This window comes from Variovorax sp. efr-133-TYG-130 (genome assembly GCF_030208835.1).
GTDB lineage: Bacteria > Pseudomonadota > Gammaproteobacteria > Burkholderiales > Burkholderiaceae_C > Variovorax.
Genome location: NZ_JARVTD010000002.1, coordinates 195726 through 217691 on the forward strand (window position 1 = coordinate 195726; position 21966 = coordinate 217691).

A 21966-nucleotide genomic window follows, 5' to 3' on the forward strand; every position below is an offset into this window, starting at 1 on the left:
GGATCTCGCGGCAGCGGCGGCTGGATAGTGTGGCCGTCCGTCACGTCGGGGGCGTGGCAACGCCGTCGATCGGCACGGGCACGCCGGTGAGGATGCCGCGGAAATGGCGCAGCGGCTCGCCCACGATCAGGCCTCGCCCGTCCATCGAGAACGCACGGATGGAGCGCTCATGCGTGCCGCCGCGCTTCTTGAGCACCGAGATGGCCTGGCGCACTTCGCCCTCGGCCTCGTAGTAGCGCAGCAGCACCACGGCGTCGGCCAGGTAGCTCGCGTCCACGGGGGTCTGCATCTGCATGCCGATCAGCCCGTGCTGCGCGCCGACCAGCAGCGTGGCCACGCCGGATTGCCCGAGGTAGGTGAGCAGCTCGTGCAGCTGCACGATCAGGAAGCGTTCGTCCGGCATCGCGTTGAGGTAGCCGTTCAGGCTGTCGATGACGACCACCTTCGCGCCGTGCAGCGTCACGGCCTGGCGGATCTCGTGCACCAGCTCGCCGGGGGAAAGTTCCGCCGGGTCGACCTGCTTGATGCGGATGCGGCCCGATTGGATATGCGGCTCCAGCTTCATGCCCAGGCCGGCGCTGCGCGTGCGCAGGGTGGTGACGCTCTCGTCGAAGACGAAGAGCGCCGCAGCCTCGCCGCGCTCGGCCGCGGCGATGGCGAACTGCACCGCCACCGACGACTTGCCCGTGCCCGGCGCGCCGACGAGCAGGGTGCTGGTGCCCTTCTCGAGCCCGCCGCCCAGCAGCGCGTCCAGAGCCTCGATGCCGCTGGGCAGCTTGGTCAACGCGGTGTCGCTGACGTGCTCGGCCGCAACCAGCCGCGGAAACACCTGAAGGCCGCCGCGATGGATCTTGTAGTCGTGGTAGCCGCCGCGAAACGACTGGCCCCGGTATTTCACGACCAGCAGGCGGCGGCGCGCGGAACCGTAGTCGGAGTTCGACTGCTCCAGCCGCACCACCGCGTGCGCAATGCTCTGCACCTGCAGGTCGTGCTCGGTGGCGGTCATGTCGTCCAGCAGCAGCACCGTGCACTGGCGCCCCGCGAAGAACTGCTTGAGCGCCAGGATCTGCCGGCGGTAGCGCAGCGAGGTGCCCGAGAGCAGCCGCAGCTCGGACAGCGAATCGAACACGATGCGCGAGGGCTTGATGGCCTCCACGTCGCTCAGGATGCGCAGCGTGGTTTCGCTCAGTTCCACCTCGGAGGGATGGAACATGGTGTATTGCTCTTCGGGCTGCAGGCTGTCCTGCGTGGGCAGCATCTCGCGCACGTGCACGTTGTCGATGTCCCAGCCGTGGGAGACAGCCACGCCGCGCAACTCGTGCTCGGTCTCGGACAGCGTCACGTAAAGCACCGACTCGCCGCGCGCCGCGCCTTCGAGCAGGAACTGCATCGCGATGGTCGTCTTGCCAGCGCCGGGCGTGCCTTCGAGCAGGTAGAGCCGGTTGGGCTCGAGGCCGCCGCCGAGCACGTCGTTCAGTCCGGGTACGCCCAGGCTCAGCAGTCGCTGATGGTCAGGCTCCATGGTGGCTTCTCCATTCCATGAGTGAATGAGGTCAATGCCGCATTCAAGCATCGAAGCCCTGGCGGCTCGTGCAGGACGGCGCCGCGTGGCGGGCCGCGGGAGCGACTATGGGAAATGTCCTGCACGGGGCAGCGGATTCGTCCGGCTGGCCGCCTGGGGCGGCTGGAGAAACTGCCCTTCCGGCCGCGGCCGCCCTTCTTTCCTTCTTAATTTGTTCTTCAGGAGAAGACGATGCGCGAAGACACAGAGATCCGCATTCCCCAGGACGATGAACGGATCGACGTCACTGACCTCAAGGAGGTCGACTATTGGACCCAGTGGTTCGGCGTGAGCGAGGAGCGCCTGCGCACCGCCGTGGCGTCGGCGGGCACCGTCAAGGACGACCTGCGGGTCTACCTCGGCCTGCCTTGATGCTTGCGGGCCGCCTCAGCCCGCGGCGAGCATGCCGCGCTCTTCGATGAATGCCACCACCTCGGCCACGCCGGTGAGCGTCTTGAGGTTGGTCATCACGTAGGGGCGCTGGCGGCGCATGCGCTGCGTGTCCTGCTCCATCACGTCGAGATTGGCTCCCACGTACGGTGCGAGGTCGGTCTTGTTGATGACGAACAGGTCGCTCTTGGTGATGCCGGGGCCGCCCTTGCGCGGAATCTTCTCGCCGGCGGCCACGTCGATCACGTAGATGGTGAGGTCCGACAGCTCGGGGCTGAAGGTGGCCGCGAGGTTGTCGCCGCCCGATTCGACGAACACCACGTCGGCATTCGGGAAGTCCTCGAGCATGCGGTCGATGGCCTCGAGGTTGATCGAGGCGTCTTCGCGGATGGCGGTGTGCGGGCAGCCGCCGGTTTCCACGCCCATGATGCGCTCGGCCGGCAGCGCGCCGGCCACCGTGAGCAGGCGCTGGTCTTCCTTGGTGTAGATGTCGTTGGTGATGGCGACGAGGTCGTACTTGTCGCGCATCGCCTTGCAGAGCATTTCCAGCAGCGTGGTCTTGCCTGAGCCGACCGGGCCGCCGATGCCCACGCGCAGCGGCGGCAGTTTCTTGGTGCGGTGGGGAATGTGGTGCAGGGCGGAGGTCATGGGGAGGTGTCCGGTTCAGCTTCGGAATAGGCGGGAATATTGTGTTTCATGGCGGGCCGACAGCACCGCCAGCAGGGGCGCGAAGGCCTGGCGTTCGTCGTCGCCCAGGGCGATGGCGCGGGTCACTGCATCGGGGATTTCGTTGGCCAGCCGTCCGAGGATGCGCTGGCCCGCGCTCTGGCCCAGCGGCACGGCCTTGACGGCGGCGGCGACCATGTTCTCGGCCCAGCCGAAGGCGAAGGCGAGGCAGCAGTCGTGCACCGCGGCGTCGGTGCGGCTGGCCGCGAAGGCGAAGGCGATGGGGTAGCTGGCGGGCAGGTCGGCGAAGGCTTCAGCCGTGTCGGCGTGGTGCAGCTTGAGCCACTCGACGAAGGAGCGGCCCATCTGCTCGGTCTGCAGGAAGAATTCGGCGGATTCACGGGTGGCCAGCACCCATTGGTTGAGCTGGCGCACGCGTTGTGCGTCTTTGTTGCGCCAGGCTTCCACAGCCTGTGCGAAGACTGCCAGGTCACCGCGCGCGAAGCTCAGGTGCAACTGGTCGGCGAGCCATTCGGCGGCTTGAGGCTCGGAGTCGATGCCGGCCCATTCGACAGCCGCTTCCACGCCTTCGGAGTAGGAGAAGCCGCCTACCGGCAGGGCGGGGGAGGCGAGCCAGATCAGCTGCAGGAGGCTGTTGGGGGCCGTCATTTCAGTGGCTCGCGGCTGTTCGGGGCGCTGCTGTTCGGGGCGTGTGCACAGGCCGCCGGGTACTCCCCTCCGCGAATGTCCCCCGGCCTGCGGCCTCCTCCTTTATTTCGCTGCGGGGAGCACCCGGCGGCCTGTGCACGGGGCACGCCGCTGGTGCTCGGCCGATCGACGACTGCTCTGTCCGGCGCTCGCGCTGATGGGGTGCCTTGCGCAGCGAAATAAAGGAGGAGCCCGAAGGGCGGGGGACATTCGCGGAGCAAGGTACCCCGTCGGCGTGAGCGCGCCCCGAACATCCAGCGCGACGAATCGAAAAGCAGGCCCGCATGTCAGTGCGAGTGGCCGTGGTGGCCATGATGGCCGTGGTCATGATCATCGTGCGAGTGGTCGTCGAGCAGCTCCGGCGCGAGCACCAGCGGCTTCGGGCCTTTGCTGCTGCCATGAGCGTGCCCGTGATCATGGTCATGGCTATGACCGCCGCCATGCGAATGCTCGTGCGAGCCATAGGCGCCGCCCTCGGGCTCGAACGCCTCCTCGACCGCCACGACGATCAGGTGCATCGACCGCAGCATGTCGGCCAGCACATGGTCGGGCTCGATCTTCAGGTGATCGGGCTTGAGCTCGATCGGCACATGCCGGTTGCCCAGGTGATAGGCCGCGCGCGTCAGGTCGAAGGGCGTGCCGTGGGCGGTGCAGTGCGTGATGCGCAGCACCGGCTGCGGCGCCGCGATCACGCGAACCAGGGAGCCGTCTTCGGCCACCAGCACATCGCCGCCCCGCACCGCCGTGCCGCGCGGCAGGAACACGCCGATCTGGCGGCCCTGCGAATCGGTGGCGTCGAAGCGGCTCTTCTGGCGGACGTCCCAGTCGAGCTCGATGGTGGCGGCGCGCTTGAGCAGCACGGGCGCGAGGCCGCGGCCCTGGGGCATGAGTTTGTTGGCGGTGAGCATGGTGGCTTGCGGCTCCAAATGAGGCGGATTAATATAACGCTTGTTATAACTTCTGTTCAACGGAGCGTTCCATGGCCGCCCTCAAACTGACCCAGATCGGTAACTCCGTCGGCGTCATCTTGCCCAAGGAGGTATTGGCGAGCATGAATGTGGGCAAGGGCGATACCGTCTATCTCACGCAGGCCGCCAACGGCGGCGTGACGATCTCGCCGTACGACGACGAGTTCGAGCGGCAGATGGAAGCGGCGCGCCGCGTCATGAAAAAGCGGCGCAACGTCCTGCGCGAGCTTGCCAAGTGAGCGCGGCCAACCAGCAATGGGTCTGGCTGAGCCTGGCCGTGATTCAGCTTGTCCATGAAGAGCAGCTCGCCGAGCACGGCGGCCCGGCTGGCGTGCGTGACGAGGGAATGCTCGCGTCCGCCATGGGTCGGCCGCAGAACCGCGCGATGTACGAGTCTCCCGACGCGGCCACGCTGGCCGCGAGCTACGCATTCGGCATCGCACGCAACCACCCGTTCGTCGACGGCAACAAGAGAACCGCGTTCGTCGCGATGGAGACCTTTCTCGGTCTCAACGGCTTCGAGCTCCTCGCGTCCGACGAAGACTGCGTACTGAAGACGCTCGGCCTCGCGGCGGGGGAGATCGATGAAGACTCCTTTGCCCAGTGGATTCGCGAGCACCTCGCACAGCGCAGCGCCTGACATTCAGAACAGGAAATACCGCTGCGCCATGGGCAGCAGCTTCGCCGGCTCGCAGGTCAGCAGATGCCCGTCGGCGCGCACCGCGTAGGTCTGCGCGTCGATCTCCATCTTCGGCGTGTAGCCGTTGTGGATCAAGTCCTGCTTGCGCACGTTGCGGATGTTCTTCACCGCGCTCAGGTGCTTGCTCAGGCCGTAGCGCTCCTTGATGCCCGAGGCCAGCCCGGCCTGCGAGACGAAAGTGAGCGAGCTCCCGGCGAGCGAGCCGCCGTAGGCGCCGAACATCGGGCGGAAGTGCACCGGCTGCGGCGTGGGAATGGATGCGTTCGGGTCGCCCATCGCGGCCATCGCGATGGTGCCGCCCTTCAGGATGGTGAAGGGCTTCACGCCGAAGAAGGCCGGCTTCCAGACCACGATGTCTGCCCACTTGCCGACTTCGAGCGAACCCACCTCGTGCGCGATGCCGTGCGCGACGGCGGGGTTGATCGTGTACTTGGCGACGTAGCGCTTCGCGCGGAAGTTGTCGTTGCGCTCGCTGTCTTCCGGCAGGCTGCCGCGCTGCAGCTTCATCTTGTGCGCGGTCTGCCAGGTGCGGATGATGACCTCGCCGACGCGGCCCATGGCCTGGCTGTCGGAGCTGAACATGCTGATGGCGCCCAGGTCGTGCAACACGTCCTCGGCGGCGATGGTCTCCTTGCGGATGCGCGACTCGGCAAAGGCCAGGTCCTCGGCGATGCCGGCGTCGAGGTGGTGGCACACCATGAGCATGTCGACGTGTTCGTCGAGCGTGTTCACGGTGTAGGGCATCGTGGGGTTGGTGGAAGAGGGCAGGAAGTTGGCCTCGCCCACCACGCGCAGGATGTCAGGCGCATGGCCGCCGCCCGCGCCTTCGGTGTGGAATGCGCAGATGGCGCGCCCGCCCACGGCGGCGATGGTGTTCTCGACGAAGCCCGATTCGTTGAGCGTGTCGCTGTGGATGGCCACCTGCGTGTCGGTGGCGTCGGCCACGTCCAGGCAGTTGCTGATGGCCGCGGGCGTGGTGCCCCAGTCTTCATGCAGCTTCAGGCCGATGACGCCGGCCTCGATCTGCTCATGCAGCGCGCCCGGCAGGCTGGCGTTGCCCTTGCCGAGGAAGCCCAGGTTCATCGGAAAGGCGTCGGCCGCCTGCAGCATGCGCTCGATGTGCCAGGGGCCGGGCGTGGAGGTGGTCGCGAAGGTGCCGGTGGCGGGGCCGGTGCCGCCGCCGAGCATGGTGGTCACGCCGGAAGACAGCGCTTCTTCGATCTGCTGCGGGCAGATGAAGTGGATGTGGCTGTCGATGCCGCCGGCGGTGACGATGTTGCCTTCGCAGCTGATGATCTCGGTGCCCGGGCCGATGACGATGTCCACGCCCGGCTGCACGTCGGGGTTGCCGGCCTTGCCGATGGCGGCGATGCGGCCGTCCTTCAGGCCGATGTCGGCCTTGACGATGCCCCAGTGGTCGAGGATGAGCGCGTTGGTGAGCACCGTGTCGACGGCGCCCTGTGCCCTGGTGCGCTGCGACTGCGCCATGCCGTCGCGAATGGTCTTGCCGCCGCCGAACTTCACCTCTTCGCCGTAGCCGCCCGCGCGCAGCGTGTAGTCGGCCTCGACTTCGATCAGCAGTTCGGTGTCTGCAAGACGGACGCGGTCGCCCACGGTGGGGCCGAAGATTTCGGCGTAGGCACGCCTTCCAATGGTCGCCATCAGAGTTTCCCTTGAACCAGGCCGCGAAAGCCGTAGACGATGCGATCGCCCGAAAAATCGACCAGTTCGACCGTGCGCTGCTGCCCCGGCTCGAAGCGCACCGCGGCGCCCGAGGCGATGTTCAGCCGCATGCCGCGCGCGGCCTCGCGGTCGAAGCCGAGCGCGCCGTTGGTCTCGGCGAAGTGATAGTGCGAGCCGACCTGGATCGGCCGGTCGGCGGTGTTCTGCACCACCAGCGTGAGGGTGCGTCGGCCGGGGTTGAGCGTGTGCTCGCCGTCGTCGGTGAGGAGTTCGCCGGGGGTCATGGCCAGCCTTGCCTCAGATGGCTTGCGCCAGCAGCGTCGCGCCCAGGCCGAGCACCGCGGCGCCTGCCACGCGCGGCAGCCATGCGTTGGCATGGCGCAGCGCCCAGCCCGCCGCGATGCCCGCCACATGCAGCAGCACCGTGGCGCTGACCATGCCGGCCAGCGTGAGGGCGGCGCCTTCTTCGCTCGCCAGTTCGTAGCCGTGGGCCACGCCGTGGAAGACGGCGAACACGCCGACCACGCCCATGGCCACCACCGCCGGCAGGCGCACGCGCGTGGCCACCAGCAGGCCCAGCACCAGCAGCGAGGCCGCGATCATCGGCTCGACCGCCGGCAGCTGCACGCCGGCCAGGCCCATCAGCGCGCCCACCAGCAGCATGCCGGCGAAGGCCAGCGGCGCCCAGAGCAGGTCGGGCCAGGCGCGGCGCGCGGCCAGCGCGCTCCAGAAGCCGACCGCGACCATCGCGGCCAGGTGGTCGGCGCCGGTCAGCGGGTGCAGGAAGCCGGTGGTGAAGCCGTGATGCATGCCGCCGTCGACGCCGGTGTGGGCGCCGGCCGCTAGCGGCAGCAGCAAGGCGGCGAGGGCAAGTGTTCTGGAAATGTTGTGGCGCATGGAAAGTCCTTTTGTTCTTCGAGTTTCAGACGATGGGCTGGTGGACAGTCACGAGCTTGGTGCCGTCCGGGAAGGTGGCTTCGATCTGGATGTCCGGGATCATCTCGGCGATGCCGTCCATCACGTCGGCGCGGGTCAGCACGCTGCGCCCGTCGCTCATGAGTTCGGCGACGCTCTTGCCGTCGCGCGCGCCTTCCATCACGGCGGCGGAGATCAGGGCGATGGCTTCGGGGTAGTTCAGCTTCAGGCCGCGCGCCTTGCGGCGTTCGGCGAGCAGCGCCGCGGTGAAGATCAGCAGCTTGTCTTTTTCGCGCGGGGTCAGTTCCATGGGATTGGCATCGGGTGGCGGGGAGAGGCGGCCATTATGGGCAAGCTGGCTTCTTTGCAACAGTCGTGCCCTGTTCGCCAAAAGCCGTACGGATGGCACGGAAGATGCACCGAAACGGTGTGAACCCTGATGCCGTACCCACCACTCCCGACGACGCCCCCCAGCGCATCGTCAAGGTGCGGCGCGACTACAACAGCTGGGTCGCCAGCGAAACGCTGGAAGACTACGCCCTGCGCTACACCCCGCAGCGCTTTCGCAAGTGGTCCGAATGGCGGGTGGCCAACACGGCCTTCGGGGCGGCGTCGTTCCTGATCCTGGAGGCGGTGGGCGCCACGCTGCTGGTGCAGTACGGCTTTGCCAACGCCTTCTGGGCGATCCTGGCGACGGGGCTCATCATCTTCCTGGCCGGCCTGCCGATCAGCGTGTACGCGGCGCGCTACGGCGTCGACATGGACCTGCTCACGCGAGGCGCCGGCTTCGGCTATATCGGCTCCACGCTCACTTCGCTGATCTACGCGAGCTTCACCTTCATCTTCTTCGCGCTCGAGGCGGCGGTGATGGCCTATGCGCTGGAGCTGGCGCTGGGCATTCCGCCGGTATGGGGCTACCTGGTGTGCGCGCTGGTGGTGATTCCGCTGGTCACGCACGGGGTGTCGGCCATCAGCCGGCTGCAGCTGTGGACGCAACCGCTGTGGCTGCTGATGCTGGTGGTGCCTTTCGGCTATGTGCTGATGCGCGATCCTGGTGCTTTTGCGGGCATTGTGCACTACAACGGTGTCAGGTCGGGCACGCAGGGCTTCAATCTGCACCTTTTTGGCGCCGCACTCACCGTCGGCATCGCGCTGATCACGCAGATGGGCGAGCAGGCCGACTACCTTCGCTTCATGCCTGCGCGCACCGCGGCCACGGCGCGCCGCTGGTGGGCCGGGGTGCTGGCCGGCGGTCCGGGCTGGGTGGTGCTGGGCGTGCTCAAGATGCTGGGCGGGGCGCTGCTGGCCTACCTGGCGATCACGCACATGGTGCCGGCCGATCGCGCGGTCGACCCGAATCAGATGTACCTCGCGGCCTACGAGTACGTGTTTCCGAACTACGGATGGGCGGTGGCGGCCACGGCGCTGTTCGTGGTGATCTCCCAGCTCAAGATCAACGTGACCAACGCCTATGCGGGCTCGCTGGCCTGGAGCAACTTCTTCTCGCGCGTGGCGCACAGCCACCCGGGGCGCGTGGTGTGGGTGGTGTTCAACGCGCTGATCGCCTTCATGCTGATGGAGATGAACGTGTTCGAGGCGCTGGGCGACGTGCTGGGCCTGTTCGCCAACATCGCCATCGCCTGGATGATGGCCGTGGTGGCCGACCTCGTCATCAACAAGCCGCTGGGGCTGTCGCCGCCGGGCATCGAGTTCAAGCGGGCGCACCTGTGGGACATCAACCCGGTGGGCGTGGGCGCGATGGCTCTGGCCTCCGTGCTGTCGATCACCGCGCACCTGGGCGTGTTCGGGCCGCTGGCGCAGGCGTTCTCGGCGCTGATCGCGCTCGGCACGGCGCTGGTGGCGTCGCCGCTGCTGGCGTGGGCCACGGGCGGCAAGTACTACCTGGCGCGCGGCTCGTGGGCGAACGGCGCCGTGGCCTTCGCGCCCGCGCCGGGCCCGCGCGCGGTGCGCTGGGCGAAGGTGGCGCACGACGACAGCTATCGCCGCCTGAAGGTGCAGCACTGCGTGATCTGCGAGCGCGAGTACGAAGGGCCCGACATGGCGCACTGCCCGGCCTACCAGGGCGCCATCTGCTCGCTGTGCTGCACGCTCGACGCCCGCTGCGGCGACCTGTGCAAGCCGCATGCGAGCCTGTCGGCGCAGTGGTCGGCGGTGCTGCGCTGGCTGCTGCCGCGGCGCAGCTGGCGCTACCTGGACACCGGGCTCGGGCATTTCCTGCTGCTGATGCTCATCATCGTGCCGCTGCTGGCGGTGGTATTCGGCGTGCTCTACCAGCAGGAGCTGCGCGCGTTCGGCGAAGGCGCGCTGGAGCTGGCCTCGCAGGCCGACGTGGCCGCGGCGCTGGCGGGCGCGCAGAAGCTGTCCCTGCGCTCGGGCTTCCTGAAGGCCTACATGGCGCTGCTGGTCATCGCGGGCATCGTGGCGTGGTGGCTGGTGCTCGCGCACCAGAGCCGCAAGGTGGCGCAGGAAGAGTCGAACCGCCAGACGCACCTGCTGGTGCGCGAGATCGAGCTGCACCGCGAGACCGACCGCGCGCTGCAGGCGGCCAAGCAGGCGGCCGACGAGGCGCGCGAAGTGGCGGAGCACGCCAAGCTCGCGGCCGAACTCGCCAAGCAGGCCGCCGACCAGGCCAACCAGGCCAAGAGCCGCTACATCAGCGCCATCAGCCACGAGCTGCGCACGCCGCTCAACAGCATCCTGGGCTATGCGCAGCTGATGGGCGAGGACCAGTCGGTGCCGCCGCACCGGCAGCAGGCGGTGGCGGTCATCAAGCGCGGCGGGGAGCATCTGCTGTCGCTGATCGAAGGCACGCTGGCCATTGCGCACATCGAGGCCGGCAAGCTCACGCTGCATGCGCGGCCGATGCGCTTTGCCGACACGCTGCGCGAACTGGCCGACATGTTCGAGCTGCAGGCGGCGGAGAAGGGGCTGCAGTTCCGCTTCGAGGCGGCGGGCCCCTTGCCGGAGGTGGTGCGCGCCGACGAAAAGCGCGTGCTGCAGATCCTCATCAACCTGCTGGGCAACGCGATCAAGTTCACGGCGGCGGGGCAGGTCACGCTGCGGCTGGCCTATGCGCGCGAATTCGCCTCGGTCGAGATCGAGGACACGGGCCCCGGCATGCCGCCCGAGGACATCGAGCGCATCTTCGAGCCCTTTGCGCGCGGCAACGCGGTGGGCGCCGCGGCCGCGCCGGGCGCCGGGCTGGGGCTCACCATCGCGAAGATGCTGACCGACCTGATGGGCGGCGAGATGAAGGTGCGAAGCACGCCGGGCGAGGGCTCGCTGTTCTGCGTGCGCCTGTTCCTGCCGCGCGTGCATGACACGGCGGCCGGCACCGGGCGGCCGGTGCCGGTGCAGCGCGCGCGGCGCGGCTACCAGGGACCGCGCCGCCGCCTGCTGGTGGTCGACAACGAGGAGGCCGACCGCGACCTGCTGGGCCATGTGCTCGCGCCGCTCGGCTTCGAGCTGCGCAGCGCGGCCAGCGGGCACGACGCGCTGGACCTGATTGCCGCCGGCTACCGGCCCGACGCGATGTTCGTCGACCTCGCGATGCCCGGCATCGACGGCTGGGAGACCATCCGCCGCGCGCGCAAGCTGGGGCTGACCGGGGCGTCGGTGGCCATCGTTTCCGCCAACGCCTTCGACAAGGGGCTCGACAACGACGTCGGCATCGCGCCCGAGGATTTCTTCGTCAAGCCGGTGCGGCATACCGAACTGCTCGACTGGCTGGAGCGCAGGCTGGGGCTGCAATGGACCGACACCGCCGCCGCCACGCCGGCCGCCGCGGTGCCGCCGCGCGCCTTGCAGGCGCCGTCGCTGCCCCGCCTGCGAGCGCTGGAGGAAGCGGTGAGCCTCGGCTACTTCCGCGGCATCATGAACCAGCTCGACGACATCGACGCCGCGCAGCCAGAATGCATGGCGTGGACCGAAGCCCAGCGCGTGCTGGCCCGGCAGTTCCAGTTCGAGGCCATGAGCCGCGCGCTGGCCGAGGCGGCAGTGAGCGCGCCATGACCACGACCAACCCTTCGAACCCGACCATGGAAACATCGCCGCTTGCCCGCACGCTGCGCGAGCAGCAGGGCGCCAACAGCGACCTCGTGCTGATCGTGGACGACGTGCCCGACAACCTCGCGGTGCTGCACGACGCGCTCGACGAATCGGGCTACACGGTGCTGATCGCCACCAACGGGGAGCAGGCCCTGCAGCGCGCCGCGCAGGCCCGGCCCGACATCGTGCTGCTCGACGCGATGATGCCGGGCATCGACGGCTTCGAGGTGGCGCGCCGGCTCAAGGCCGATGCCGCCACGGCGCACATCCCCATCGTGTTCATGACCGGCCTGACCGAGACCGAGCACCTGGTGGCCGCGCTGGAGGCGGGCGGTGTCGACTACGTCACCAAGCCCATCAAGCCGAAGGAGGTGCTGGCGCGCATGAACGTGCACCTGCAGGGCGCGCGACGCGCCCGGCAGGACGCGCAGCAGGCCGGCCAGGCGCGCAATGCGCTCGACGCCTTCGGCTACGCCAGCATCACGGTGAGGCTGCCCGAGGGCCGGTTGATCTGGCAGACGGCGCTGGCGCGCGACCTGCTGGAGCGCTACTGCGAGACCCGCGCGCCGGAGACGCCGCCCGCCGTGCTCGAGTGGCTGCGCAGGCATGCGCCCGATGCGCGGCAGCGCGGCATCGAGCCGCCTCCGCTGTCGATTGCGCAGGGCGCCGGCAGCCTCACGCTGCGGCTGCACCAGCAGACCGGCAGCGACGACGACGGCGACGAGTGGATGATCATCATGCGGGAGGTGTCCGGCACCGGCGTGATCGAGGCCATGAGCCTGAGCCTTAAGCTCACGGCGCGCGAGGCCGAGGTGCTCTACTGGGTGGTCAAGGGCAAGACCAACAAGGACATCGGCGAAATCCTGGGCAGCAGCCCGGCCACCGCCAAGAAGCACCTGGAGCGGGTGTACGTGAAGCTCGGCGTCGAGACGCGCACGGCCGCCGCGGGCGTGGCCATCAAGCGCATTCGGGAGCTGCAGCCGCAGTTCGAGATCTGAGCGCTTCGGCGGGGCCGGTTGCGCCGCGTCATGGCGTCGACTTTCGGCGTCCCTAGAATGGTTCGAGGGCCACAGGCATGCGCTCCATGAAGAACAACAGGCAAAGAACCACGACTCCACCGCCGCACCGCGGCGCAGCGCTTGCCGCTTCCTGCCTCGCATTCGCGAGCCTGGGCGCGCAGGCGTCCGGGCATTTCGATGTCGACGACGCAGGCATGCTCGACCCGGGCCAATGCCAATACGAAACCTGGTGGGGCCGCGCCGGCGCGGAGCCGGTCACGGGCTTTCACTTCGGGCCGGCCTGCCGGGTCGGACCGGTCGAACTGGGCCTGAACTTCGACCGCAGTTCGGTGGCGGGCGTGCATTCGCTCACCGGGGGATTGCAGCTCAAATGGAACTTCCTCGGACAGGCGCCGGACGCGCCGTTCAGCGCGGCCTTGTCCGCGAGCACCGTTTCCGACCTGAAGCGCGGCGGCCGCACCGGCGGGCAGTTCGTCGTGCCGATGACCTGGCGGCCCGCCAGCAGCCTGCAGGTGCATGTGAACCTAGGTGCCGACTGGGCGCCGGGCACCGGCGTTCGCACACCCCGCGGCGGCGCCGCCGTCGAATGGGCGCTGAACGACACCGTGTCGCTCATCGCGGAGCGCAACCGCGCGGCGGGCGAGTGGAGCTCGCGCATCGGCGGGCGCTTCAGCCTCACGCCGCTCATCAGCGTGGATGTGAGCACCTCGCGCACCGGCTCGCAGGGCGTGCGCGGCTTCGTGGTCGGGCTCAACCACGAGTTCACCTGGAAGTGAGGCGCCGTCAGCGCAGGTAGCGCAGGATCCGCTTTTCGTCTTCGGCCAGTTGCTGGCGCATCAGCGAGATGAAGTCGCGCGCGGTGGCCGACAGCACCTTGCCCGCGGGCATGGCCAGCAGGCAGGTGAAGTACACGTCGACCGAGAATTTGCGCACCACCAGGCCGTGCTCCGCATAGTCGAGTGCGGTGATCGGGTTGACCATGCCCACCCCCAGGCCGCGCAGGGCCATTTCGCACACGCTTGCCGCGTAGGGCGTCTGCACCAGCACGCGCAGCGCCACGCCGTGGGGCGCCAGTGCGGCCTCGAGCCGCTGGTGCGAAGGGTCTTCCGGGTTCAGCGCGATGAAGGGGGCTTCGGCGAGTTGCTCCGGCTTGATGGTCTTGAAGCGCGCGAGCGCGTGGTCCGGCGGCATCACCACCACGCCGGGAAAGCGCGCAAATGTCGAATGGTCGATGCCCTCGAGAGACAACTCGTCGGCCATCAGGCCGAAGTCGGAGATGCCCATGGCCACGCGGTCGCGCACGTCCTTGGAGCTCAGCACCTGCAGCGACACCTGCGGCCAGGGGCTTGCGCCGCGGTGCGCCTTCAGCCGTGCCAGTGCGCGCGGCATGAAGCCCAGGCCGTAGGCCGGGAAGCAGCTCAGCTCGAGCTGGCTCACGCCGAAGTCGCGCAGGCTGCGCACCCGGTGCTCGATGGCGTCCATGCCGATGAACACCCGTTCGACCTCGATCCACAGGGCGCGCGCCTCGGGCGTGGGCACCAGGCGGCCGCCCGTTCGCTCGAAAAGCAGCATGCCCGCCTGTGCTTCGAAACGCTTGAGCGACTGGCTGATGGCAGGCTGCGTCAGCTGCAGCAGGGCGGCCGCCTTGCGCGTGGAACCGCCGCGCATCAGGGCCCGGAAGGTCTCGATTTCGGCGAAGCGCATCGATAAGTTTTGTTATCGGTTGAGTATCTGGGGCTGCGTAATTTTATTTCTTATTGCATAAGATTTGGGCACAACCTACAACGCAAGACGCTCGTGACGACATCGCCAGTTCTGGACTTCAAGTTCGCAGCACCGCCAGCGGATCCTTCGGCCCCCCATTCAGCCCCCCATTCGGGCGCTTCGCCGGGCATGGTCCGGGACCGCACCCCCAAGCCCCTGCGCAACCCACGCCTGCGTGGCCTGCAGTGCCTGCGATGCGACGCGCTCTACCCGGTCACGCTGACGCACGACGGCTGCCCGGCCTGCAAGCGCGAGGGCGTTCACGTCGCGCTGCGCGCCAGCTACCTGCCCGACGGCCCGGCCGATACCCTGCCCATGCCCTATGGGCAGGGCTTCACGCTGGGCGAGGGCAACACGCCGCTGCAGGAGATGCCTGAACTGGCAAGGCAATTCGGCATCGCGGGCCTGGCGCTCAAGGACGAGTCGTGCAATCCGACCGGCTCTCACAAGGACCGCATGACCGCGGTAGGGGTGGCGCAGGCCTTCGACTTCGATGCGCACACGCTGGTGCTGGCCTCTTCGGGCAACGCGGCCGTGTCGGCGGCGCACTATGCCTGGGCCGCGGGCCTGGGCTGCGAGGTGGCCACCTACGAGGGCTTGCCCGCCACCTACGCGCGCCAACTCGATGCGCTGGGCGCGCGGCGCTATGTGTTCGCCGACAACGCGGGCCGCTGGGCCTTCGTGCGCGAGCGCTCGCAGCACCCGGGCTACTTCGCGCTGACCAACTACCGGTTGCCCGCGCTGGGCAGCGCACCGCTGGCGATCGAGGGCTACAAGCCCATCGCCCTCGAATGCGTGACCGAAGGCGGCCTGCCCGATCACATCGTCATTCCCACCGCACGGGGCGACCTGGCCTGGGGCATCTACGCGGGCTTTCGCGACCTGCTGGCGGCTGGGCGCATTGCACGCCTGCCGCAACTGTGGCTCGTGGAGCCCTTCGCGCGGCTGTCGCGGGTGCTGGCGGGCGGCGCGATCAACGGCAGCTACCCCGGCCACACCGCGCAGTTCTCGACCGCCGGCGCCACCGTGACCTACCTGCAATGGCAGGCCGCGACCGCCACCCGCGGCGGCGCGGTGGTGGTGGGCGACGAAGAAGCCCGCGAGGCGCGCCGCCTGCTCACCGCGGCCGGCGTGAGCGCCGAGCTGTGTTCCGCAGGTGGCCTTGCCGCGCTGAAGAAGCTGCGCGAGAGCAACGCCGTCGCGGCCGACGCACGTGTGGTGCTGATGCTGACCGCCAGCGCGTCGAGCGACCCGAGCTGGCCTGATCCAGTGGCCTGACCCGCGGCCCGATTTCGCGCCATCGGTTCCAGCGGCGGGCCGCCGGCGCGGCTATCTGGCGTCGCTGTAGACGGTGGCGCGCGACACGCCCATGTGCGCCGCGGCAATCTCGGCGCCGCGGCGGACTTCCAGCAGGCCCGCCTTCTTCAGTTCCTGCACCAGCTGCTTGCGGTCCGCCGGCTTGAGCGAGCGCGAGGTGGTCGCGCGCGCGGCCGCGAATTCGTCGATGCGCGCATGGATGCGGTCCGTGTGGTTGCCGCCGGCCTCGATGTGCTCGTGCACTTCCTTGTCGTCGATGCGGATGAACTGCGAGATCGCGCCCTGGAAGCTCTGGAACAGCGTGAGGTCGACGTTCAGGCACAGCGCCGCCACGTACTCGCCGCTCTCGTCCTTGATGCCGATCGAGGTGCTCTTGACCTTGCGCCCGTCCGGAAAAGTGTTGGCGTAGTTCGAGATCACCGCCGGGAACTCCGGGTCGCGGATGCGCGCCAGGCCCAGCTCGGTGACCGACTCGCCCACTTCGCGGCCGCTCAGGCTGTTTTCGATGGCGTAGATCGCGTTCTTCGGATTGCTCAGGTCGTGCACCACCACTTCGCAGAAGGGCGCGAAGGTTTCGCCCAGGCCTTCGGCCATGCTGCGCAGCATCTCGAGCACCTGCTTGTTCGACTTCTTTTTCATCGCATGGAATGTATCCAGCGCTGGACTAATAATCCAACTTATACAAAAAGTATAGAGTTGGATGTATTATCCAGTTTTGTCCATGGAGTCGCGAATGACCTCGAAAGAACGCGCGCGCTACGTCGATCCGCGCACCGGCAGGCACCACGAACTGTCGGAGCGCCGCTGGCGCTCCGACGACGGCAACCCGATGCTCGTCACGCCGCTGCCCGGCATCTCGCGCGACGACATCGATTCGCGCGCGCGTTCGCTCTGGCGCTACCGCGCGTCGCTGCCGGTGGCCATCGAGAACCCGGCGAGCATGGGCGAGGGGTTTACGCCGCTGGTGCAAAAGCGCTGGGGCGGGCTCGCGCCGTACTTCAAGCTCGAATGGTTCAATCCGACCTGCAGCTTCAAGGACCGCGGCGCGGCCGTGATGATGTCGTTCCTGCGCCAGATCGGCGTCGATGCGGTGCTGGAAGACAGCTCGGGCAACGGCGGCGCGGCCATTGCCGCGGCTGGCGCGGCGGCGGGCATGCGCGTGAAGGTGCTGGCGCCGAGCTACACGCCGGCGCCCAAGGTGGCGCAGATCCGCGCCTTCGGGGCCGAGGTGCAACTGGTGCCGGGGCCGCGCGAGGCGTCCGAGTACGAGGCGGTGCGCCAATCGGAATCGATTTTCTATGCGAGCCACAACTGGCACCCCTTCTTCCTGCAGGGCACGAAGACGCTGGCCTATGAGCTGTGGGAAGACCTGGGCTTCGCCGCGCCCGACAACGTGGTGATTCCGACCGGGGCGGGCAGCAACGTGCTGGGGTGCTGGATCGGCTTCAAGGAGCTGCTGGCTGCGGGTCGGATCGGCAAGCTGCCGCGCATCTTTGTGGCGCAGCCGCTGAACTGCTCGCCCATCGATGCGAGCTTCACGGCAGGCACGGACACGCTGGTGGAGCGTGTCGTGCAGCCGACCATTGCCGAAGGCACGGCAATCAAGCGGCCCGTGCGCCTGCCGGAAATCATTCAGGCCCTGCGCGAGACCAACGGCAAGACAGTGGCGCTGACCGAAGAGCAGATAGCGGCGGCGGTGCGCCAGCTGGCCGCGATCGGTCTCTACGCGGAGCCGACATCCGCCTCGGCCGCGGCGGCCATCGAGGTGCTGGCGCAGCGCGGCGACATCCGCGCCGGCGAGACGACGGTTGCGCTGCTGACCGGCACGGGCCTGAAGTCCACCCAGTTCATGACCGGGTTGTTCGGAGGCGCTTCCTAACAGCGCGCCGCCACGGCCCGGCTCACCACGGCCACGCGATGCGCGTGCCCGATCCTGTTTCGTCCGCCCGCGCCTGCAGCAGGCGCGCGACGGTCAGGTCCTGCAGCGCGAGGCCGGTCATATCGAAGACCGTGATGTCTCCGGGCCCTCGATGGAAGGGCGTTTTTCCACTCAGCAGGTCGCCGAGTTCGGTGCCTTGCGTGTCGGGCGCCCATTGGGTCTCGCCGATCTGCCGCGCCTGGGTGGCGTCATCGACGAACAGCCGCGTGCGCGGCAGCAGGCCTTGGGGCAGTTCGCGTTTGCCGCGGGTGTCGGCGCCGACGCAGTTCAGGTGCGTGCCGCTCTGCACGGCCTCCAGGTCGAAGAGGGCGCCGCCGCCCGGGGTGGCGGTGATCACCACGTCGCTGCGTGCGACGGCCGCATTGCGGTCGCTGGCGGGGGCGATGTTGCAGCGCCCCGCGAATGCAGCTTCGAATGCCGGCTTGCGCTGGCCGTCGGCGCTCATATAGAGAACGTCGCTCAGCGAGGGCAGCAGGCGCAGCGCAAAGTCGAGCTGGATGCGCGCCTGCACGCCGGTGCCGAACAGGCACAGGCGCGTGCTGTCGGGCCGCGCAAGTTGTTGCAGGCCGAGCCCGCCCGCCGCGCCGGTGCGCACGGTCGTGACCGCGTTGCCGTCGATCACGCACAGGGGGCGGCCGGTGGCGGGGTCGATCAGCAGGATCGTGGCCTGGTGCGGCTCGCCGCCGCGCTGCCGGTTGGCGGGCCAGAAGCCGGCCGCCTTGAAGCCGAGCAGGCCCTTGGCCTGCACGTCGCCCGACTTGATGCCGAAGACGCCGCCGGTCTTCAGCGGTTCGCGCACGACCGGGAACACCCGGCCCTCTCGCTCGCTGTGCAGGACGAAGGCCTCGCGGACGGCCCGCAGCACGTCATCGGGAGAAAGGAGGGCGTCGACATGGTTCTTGTCGAGCAGGAGGAGCCGGGCGTCGGCGGGGGCTGGAGATGGCGTCATCTGGAAATATTATCTATTTTCAGACGAAAAATATAGGCTCAGCCGCCGAAGTCAGCGCCCCGTATGCACCTTGATGCGGATGCTCGCGACGTCCCAGCCCCGGTTCTTGAGCCGCGTCACCAGCATCGGCGCCAGTTGGCGCAGCTTGGCGGCGGCGGCGCTGCCTTGCACCAGCAGGCACCACACGTCGCCTTCGGCCGGCCCGGCCTGTATAGCCCCGCGCATGGCGGGTGGAATCAGGCCTTCCACGGCTTTCAGCCGCTCCGCCGTGTCGCGGGCGCGCGCCATCAGGCTTCCCAGCGTGGGCGAGCCTTCGGCAGCTTGCTGCAGCGAAATGGCGGGGGGAGTGCGGCGATACATGGGTAATCCAGGGGTTAGAAACAAGACAGCTAAAATGCCCGGTTTGCCGACGTTCGCGCCGGAAAAAGGGCCGCTTGCTTTCATTGAAAGCGCGCCCAACTGCTTTCACCATATCTTAGGGAATCCGGTCGAAGTGCCTGTCGCGTCAGGCGCCCGCCCATCTCCACCCATGGCAACCAACTTCCTGACCCAGATTTTCGGCAGTCGCAACGATCGGCTGCTCAAGCAGTATCGCAAGACGGTGGAACGCATCAATGCGCTCGAACCCGAGTTCGAAAAGCTCAGCGACGACGCACTGCGCGCCAAGACGCAGGAGTTCAAGGACCGCATCGCCAAGGGCGAGACCCTCGACGCCCTGCTGCCGGAGGCTTTTGCCACGGTGCGCGAAGGCTCCAAGCGCGTCATGAAGATGCGCCACTTCGACGTGCAGCTGCTGGGCGGCATGGCGCTGCACAACGGCAAGATTTCCGAAATGCGCACCGGCGAAGGCAAGACGCTGACCGCCACGCTGCCGGTGTACCTGAACGCGCTGTCCGGCAAGGGCGTGCACGTGGTCACGGTGAACGACTACCTGGCCAACCGCGACGCGACCTGGATGGGCCGCCTCTACAACTTCCTCGGCCTCACCGTCGGCATCAACCTGCCGCAGATGCCGCGCGAGGAGAAGCAGCAGGCCTACGGCAGCGACATCACGTACGGCACCAACAACGAGTACGGCTTCGACTACCTGCGCGACAACATGGTCTACGAGCCCGGCGACCGGGTCCAGCGCGGGCTGAACTACGCCATCGTCGACGAAGTGGACTCGATCCTGATCGACGAGGCCCGCACGCCGCTGATCATCAGCGGCCAGGCCGAAGACCACACCGACCTCTACCTGGCCATCAACAAGGTGGTGCCCCTGCTGACCAAGCAGGAAGGCGAGGCCGATCCGCGCACCGGCGAAGGCGTCACGGTGCCCGGCGACTTCACGGTCGACGAGAAGACCCACCAGGTGTTCCTGACCGAGGACGGCCACGAGAACGCCGAGCGCATCCTGGGCGAGTTCAAGCTGCTGCCCGAGGGCGCGTCGCTCTACGACCCGGCCAACATCACGCTGATGCACCACCTGAACGCGGCGCTGCGCGCGCGTCACCTGTACCACCGCGACCAGCATTACGTGGTGCAGCAGGGCGAAGTGGTCATCGTCGACGAATTCACCGGCCGCCTCATGACCGGCCGCCGCTGGAGCGACGGCCTGCACCAGGCCGTGGAAGCCAAGGAAGGCGTGGAAATCCAGGCCGAGAACCAGACGCTGGCCTCGATCACCTTCCAGAACTATTTCCGCCTGTACGGCAAGCTCGCCGGCATGACCGGCACGGCCGACACCGAAGCCTACGAGTTCCAGGAAATCTATGGTCTGGAGACCATGATCATTCCGCCGAACCGCGTCAGCAAGCGCGACGACCAGCTCGACCGGGTCTACAAGACCACGCGCGAGAAATACGAAGCGGCCATCCAGGACATCCGCGAGTGCTACGAGCGCGGCCAGCCGGTGCTGGTGGGCACCTCGTCCATCGAGAACTCCGAAATCATCGACGGCCTGCTGACCCAGGCGGGCCTGCCGCACCAGGTGCTGAACGCCAAGCAGCACGCCCGTGAGGCCGACATCGTGGCGCAGGCCGGCCGCACGAAGATGATCACCATCGCGACCAACATGGCCGGCCGCGGCACCGACATCGTGCTGGGCGGCAACATCGAGAAGATGATCGAGGCCATCGAGAACGACGAAGGCCGCGACGAAGCCACCAAGAAGGCCGACATCGAGCACGTGCGCGCCGAATGGACCAAGGACCACGAGTTCGTGAAGTCGCTCGGCGGCCTGCGCATCATCGCGACCGAACGCCACGAATCGCGCCGCATCGACAACCAGCTGCGCGGCCGTTCGGGCCGCCAGGGCGACCCGGGCTCCTCGCGCTTCTACCTGAGCCTGGACGATCCGCTGATGCGCATCTTCGCGGGCGACCGCGTCAAGGCGATCATGGACCGCCTCAAGATGCCCGACGGCGAAGCCATCGAGGCCGGCATCGTCACGCGCAGCATCGAGAGCGCGCAGCGCAAGGTCGAGGCGCGCAACTTCGACATCCGCAAGCAACTGCTCGAGTACGACGACGTGTCGAACGACCAGCGCAAGGTGATCTACCAGCAGCGCAACGACATCCTCGACGCGGGCGACCTCACGGCGCAGATCGCCGGACTGCGCGAAGGCTGCTTCACCGACCTCGTGCGCCAGTACGTGCCGAGCGAATCGGTCGAGGAGCAGTGGGACCTGGAAGGCCTCGAGAAGACGCTCTTCGCCGAGTGGGGCATCGACATGCCGCTCAAGAAGGAAGTCGAGGCCTCGGAGGCCATCGCCGACGAGGACATCGTCGAGAAGGTGCTCAAGCACGCCAACGAGACCTTCGACGCGAAGGTGGCGCTGATCGGCCAGGAGAACTTCACCCAGTTCGAACGCATGGTGCTGCTGCAGAGCATCGACACGCACTGGCGCGAGCACCTGGCCTCGCTCGACTACCTGCGCCAGGGCATCCACCTGCGCGGCTATGCGCAGAAGCAGCCCAAGCAGGAATACAAGCGCGAAGCCTTCGAGCTCTTCGGCCAGCTGCTCGACTCGGTCAAGAACGAAGTCACGCGCCAGCTGATGACGGTGCGCGTGCAATCGGGCGAGCAGCTCGAGGAAGCCGCCGAGGCGCTCGAGAGCCGCGGCGAGAACGTCACCAACATCACCTACACCGCGCCGACGGAAACGGGCGAGGTCGAGGTGCGCGTCGACGAGGAAAGCCAGCGCCGCGCGGCGGCCGCGGGTGCGGGCGCCCTGAGCGCCGAGGCCCTGGCCTTCGCCCGCGTCGGACGCAACGACCCGTGCCCCTGCGGCAGCGGCAAGAAGTACAAGCAATGCCACGGCAAGCTGACCTGACCA

Annotated in this window: 21 protein-coding genes; 9 read left to right on the top strand and 12 right to left on the bottom strand. The window is 68.1% G+C overall.

Annotated features, from left to right (window positions below):
• Window positions 1–40: 40 nt before the first annotated feature.
• The gene (locus tag QRN67_RS01840; protein WP_285410086.1) at window positions 41–1522 is read right to left on the bottom strand and encodes a DUF7125 family protein; all 1482 of its coding nucleotides are present in this window, start codon (window positions 1520–1522) and stop codon (window positions 41–43) included.
• Between the two features lie 231 nt (window positions 1523–1753).
• On the opposite strand from QRN67_RS01840, the gene QRN67_RS01845 reads away from it, so the two are divergent.
• A complete protein-coding gene (locus QRN67_RS01845) occupies window positions 1754–1933 on the top strand; it encodes a DUF3606 domain-containing protein (protein ID WP_081267904.1) in 180 nt (59 codons plus the stop codon).
• Between the two features lie 15 nt (window positions 1934–1948).
• Here QRN67_RS01845 and ureG read toward each other — a convergent pair whose 3' ends face one another.
• The 3 genes from ureG to ureE form a co-directional block, all read right to left on the bottom strand.
• The gene (ureG, locus tag QRN67_RS01850; RefSeq protein ID WP_106937010.1) at window positions 1949–2599 is read right to left on the bottom strand and encodes an urease accessory protein UreG; all 651 of its coding nucleotides are present in this window, start codon (window positions 2597–2599) and stop codon (window positions 1949–1951) included.
• Window positions 2600–2614: 15 nt separating this feature from the next.
• A complete protein-coding gene (locus tag QRN67_RS01855) occupies window positions 2615–3286 on the bottom strand; it encodes an urease accessory protein UreF (protein ID WP_285410087.1) in 672 nt (223 codons plus the stop codon).
• 326 nt (window positions 3287–3612) lie between these two features.
• Window positions 3613–4233, bottom strand: a complete 621-nt coding sequence (gene ureE, locus QRN67_RS01860) for an urease accessory protein UreE (protein WP_285410089.1) — start codon at window positions 4231–4233, stop codon at window positions 3613–3615.
• 71 nt (window positions 4234–4304) lie between these two features.
• Between ureE and QRN67_RS01865 the strand changes: the two genes are divergently transcribed.
• A complete protein-coding gene (locus QRN67_RS01865) occupies window positions 4305–4532 on the top strand; it encodes an AbrB/MazE/SpoVT family DNA-binding domain-containing protein (protein ID WP_081267908.1) in 228 nt (75 codons plus the stop codon).
• Complete coding sequence (locus tag QRN67_RS01870) at window positions 4529–4933, top strand: type II toxin-antitoxin system death-on-curing family toxin (RefSeq protein WP_285410092.1); 405 nt, start codon at window positions 4529–4531, stop codon at window positions 4931–4933. The genes QRN67_RS01865 and QRN67_RS01870 overlap by 4 nt, the downstream gene beginning before the upstream one ends.
• Window positions 4934–4936: 3 nt before the next feature.
• Here QRN67_RS01870 and ureC read toward each other — a convergent pair whose 3' ends face one another.
• Genes ureC through QRN67_RS01890 form a run of 4 tightly spaced genes read right to left on the bottom strand, consistent with a single transcriptional unit; the run spans window position 4937 to window position 7901 of the window.
• Complete coding sequence (gene ureC, locus QRN67_RS01875) at window positions 4937–6655, bottom strand: urease subunit alpha (RefSeq protein WP_285410094.1); 1719 nt, start codon at window positions 6653–6655, stop codon at window positions 4937–4939.
• Window positions 6655–6960 carry an urease subunit beta gene (locus QRN67_RS01880; protein ID WP_081267911.1) on the bottom strand — a complete coding sequence of 102 codons (306 nt, stop codon included), beginning with the start codon at window positions 6958–6960 and terminating at the stop codon, window positions 6655–6657. Before QRN67_RS01880 ends, ureC begins: the two co-directional genes overlap by 1 nt.
• A gap of 13 nt (window positions 6961–6973) precedes the next feature.
• Entirely contained in the window at window positions 6974–7573 is a 600-nt protein-coding gene (locus QRN67_RS01885) for a HupE/UreJ family protein (protein WP_285410097.1), read from the bottom strand.
• A 25-nt stretch (window positions 7574–7598) separates the two neighbouring features.
• Complete coding sequence (locus QRN67_RS01890) at window positions 7599–7901, bottom strand: urease subunit gamma (protein WP_056512745.1); 303 nt, start codon at window positions 7899–7901, stop codon at window positions 7599–7601.
• Between the two features lie 104 nt (window positions 7902–8005).
• Between QRN67_RS01890 and QRN67_RS01895 the strand changes: the two genes are divergently transcribed.
• From QRN67_RS01895 to QRN67_RS01905, 3 genes are all read left to right on the top strand, one after another.
• On the top strand, window positions 8006–11623 hold the full coding sequence (locus QRN67_RS01895; protein WP_285410101.1) for a hybrid sensor histidine kinase/response regulator: 3618 nt from the start codon (window positions 8006–8008) through the stop codon (window positions 11621–11623).
• Window positions 11620–12657 (top strand): response regulator, encoded by a 1038-nt coding sequence (locus tag QRN67_RS01900; protein WP_409196158.1) that lies wholly within the window; start codon window positions 11620–11622, stop codon window positions 12655–12657. The genes QRN67_RS01895 and QRN67_RS01900 overlap by 4 nt, the downstream gene beginning before the upstream one ends.
• A gap of 86 nt (window positions 12658–12743) precedes the next feature.
• Window positions 12744–13454, top strand: a complete 711-nt coding sequence (locus tag QRN67_RS01905; protein ID WP_285410103.1) for a PA4824 family protein — start codon at window positions 12744–12746, stop codon at window positions 13452–13454.
• Between the two features lie 7 nt (window positions 13455–13461).
• On the opposite strand, the gene QRN67_RS01910 is transcribed toward QRN67_RS01905, so the two are convergent.
• On the bottom strand, window positions 13462–14382 hold the full coding sequence (locus tag QRN67_RS01910; RefSeq protein ID WP_285410104.1) for a LysR substrate-binding domain-containing protein: 921 nt from the start codon (window positions 14380–14382) through the stop codon (window positions 13462–13464).
• A 93-nt stretch (window positions 14383–14475) separates the two neighbouring features.
• On the opposite strand from QRN67_RS01910, the gene QRN67_RS01915 reads away from it, so the two are divergent.
• Window positions 14476–15720 carry a pyridoxal-phosphate dependent enzyme gene (locus tag QRN67_RS01915; RefSeq protein ID WP_285410105.1) on the top strand — a complete coding sequence of 415 codons (1245 nt, stop codon included), beginning with the start codon at window positions 14476–14478 and terminating at the stop codon, window positions 15718–15720.
• A 51-nt stretch (window positions 15721–15771) separates the two neighbouring features.
• On the opposite strand, the gene QRN67_RS01920 is transcribed toward QRN67_RS01915, so the two are convergent.
• Window positions 15772–16398 (bottom strand): helix-turn-helix transcriptional regulator, encoded by a 627-nt coding sequence (locus QRN67_RS01920; protein WP_285410107.1) that lies wholly within the window; start codon window positions 16396–16398, stop codon window positions 15772–15774.
• 94 nt (window positions 16399–16492) lie between these two features.
• On the opposite strand from QRN67_RS01920, the gene QRN67_RS01925 reads away from it, so the two are divergent.
• A complete protein-coding gene (locus QRN67_RS01925) occupies window positions 16493–17638 on the top strand; it encodes a threonine synthase (protein ID WP_285410109.1) in 1146 nt (381 codons plus the stop codon).
• Window positions 17639–17660: 22 nt separating this feature from the next.
• On the opposite strand, the gene QRN67_RS01930 is transcribed toward QRN67_RS01925, so the two are convergent.
• Together QRN67_RS01930 and QRN67_RS01935 are read right to left on the bottom strand one after the other, a co-directional pair.
• Window positions 17661–18647: an ornithine cyclodeaminase family protein gene (locus QRN67_RS01930; RefSeq protein WP_285410111.1), complete on the bottom strand. Its 987-nt coding sequence runs from the start codon at window positions 18645–18647 to the stop codon at window positions 17661–17663.
• A gap of 51 nt (window positions 18648–18698) precedes the next feature.
• Window positions 18699–19007: a hypothetical protein gene (locus QRN67_RS01935; RefSeq protein WP_081267917.1), complete on the bottom strand. Its 309-nt coding sequence runs from the start codon at window positions 19005–19007 to the stop codon at window positions 18699–18701.
• Between the two features lie 169 nt (window positions 19008–19176).
• Between QRN67_RS01935 and secA the strand changes: the two genes are divergently transcribed.
• The gene (gene secA, locus QRN67_RS01940; RefSeq protein WP_106937020.1) at window positions 19177–21963 is read left to right on the top strand and encodes a preprotein translocase subunit SecA; all 2787 of its coding nucleotides are present in this window, start codon (window positions 19177–19179) and stop codon (window positions 21961–21963) included.
• Window positions 21964–21966 lie beyond the last annotated feature (3 nt).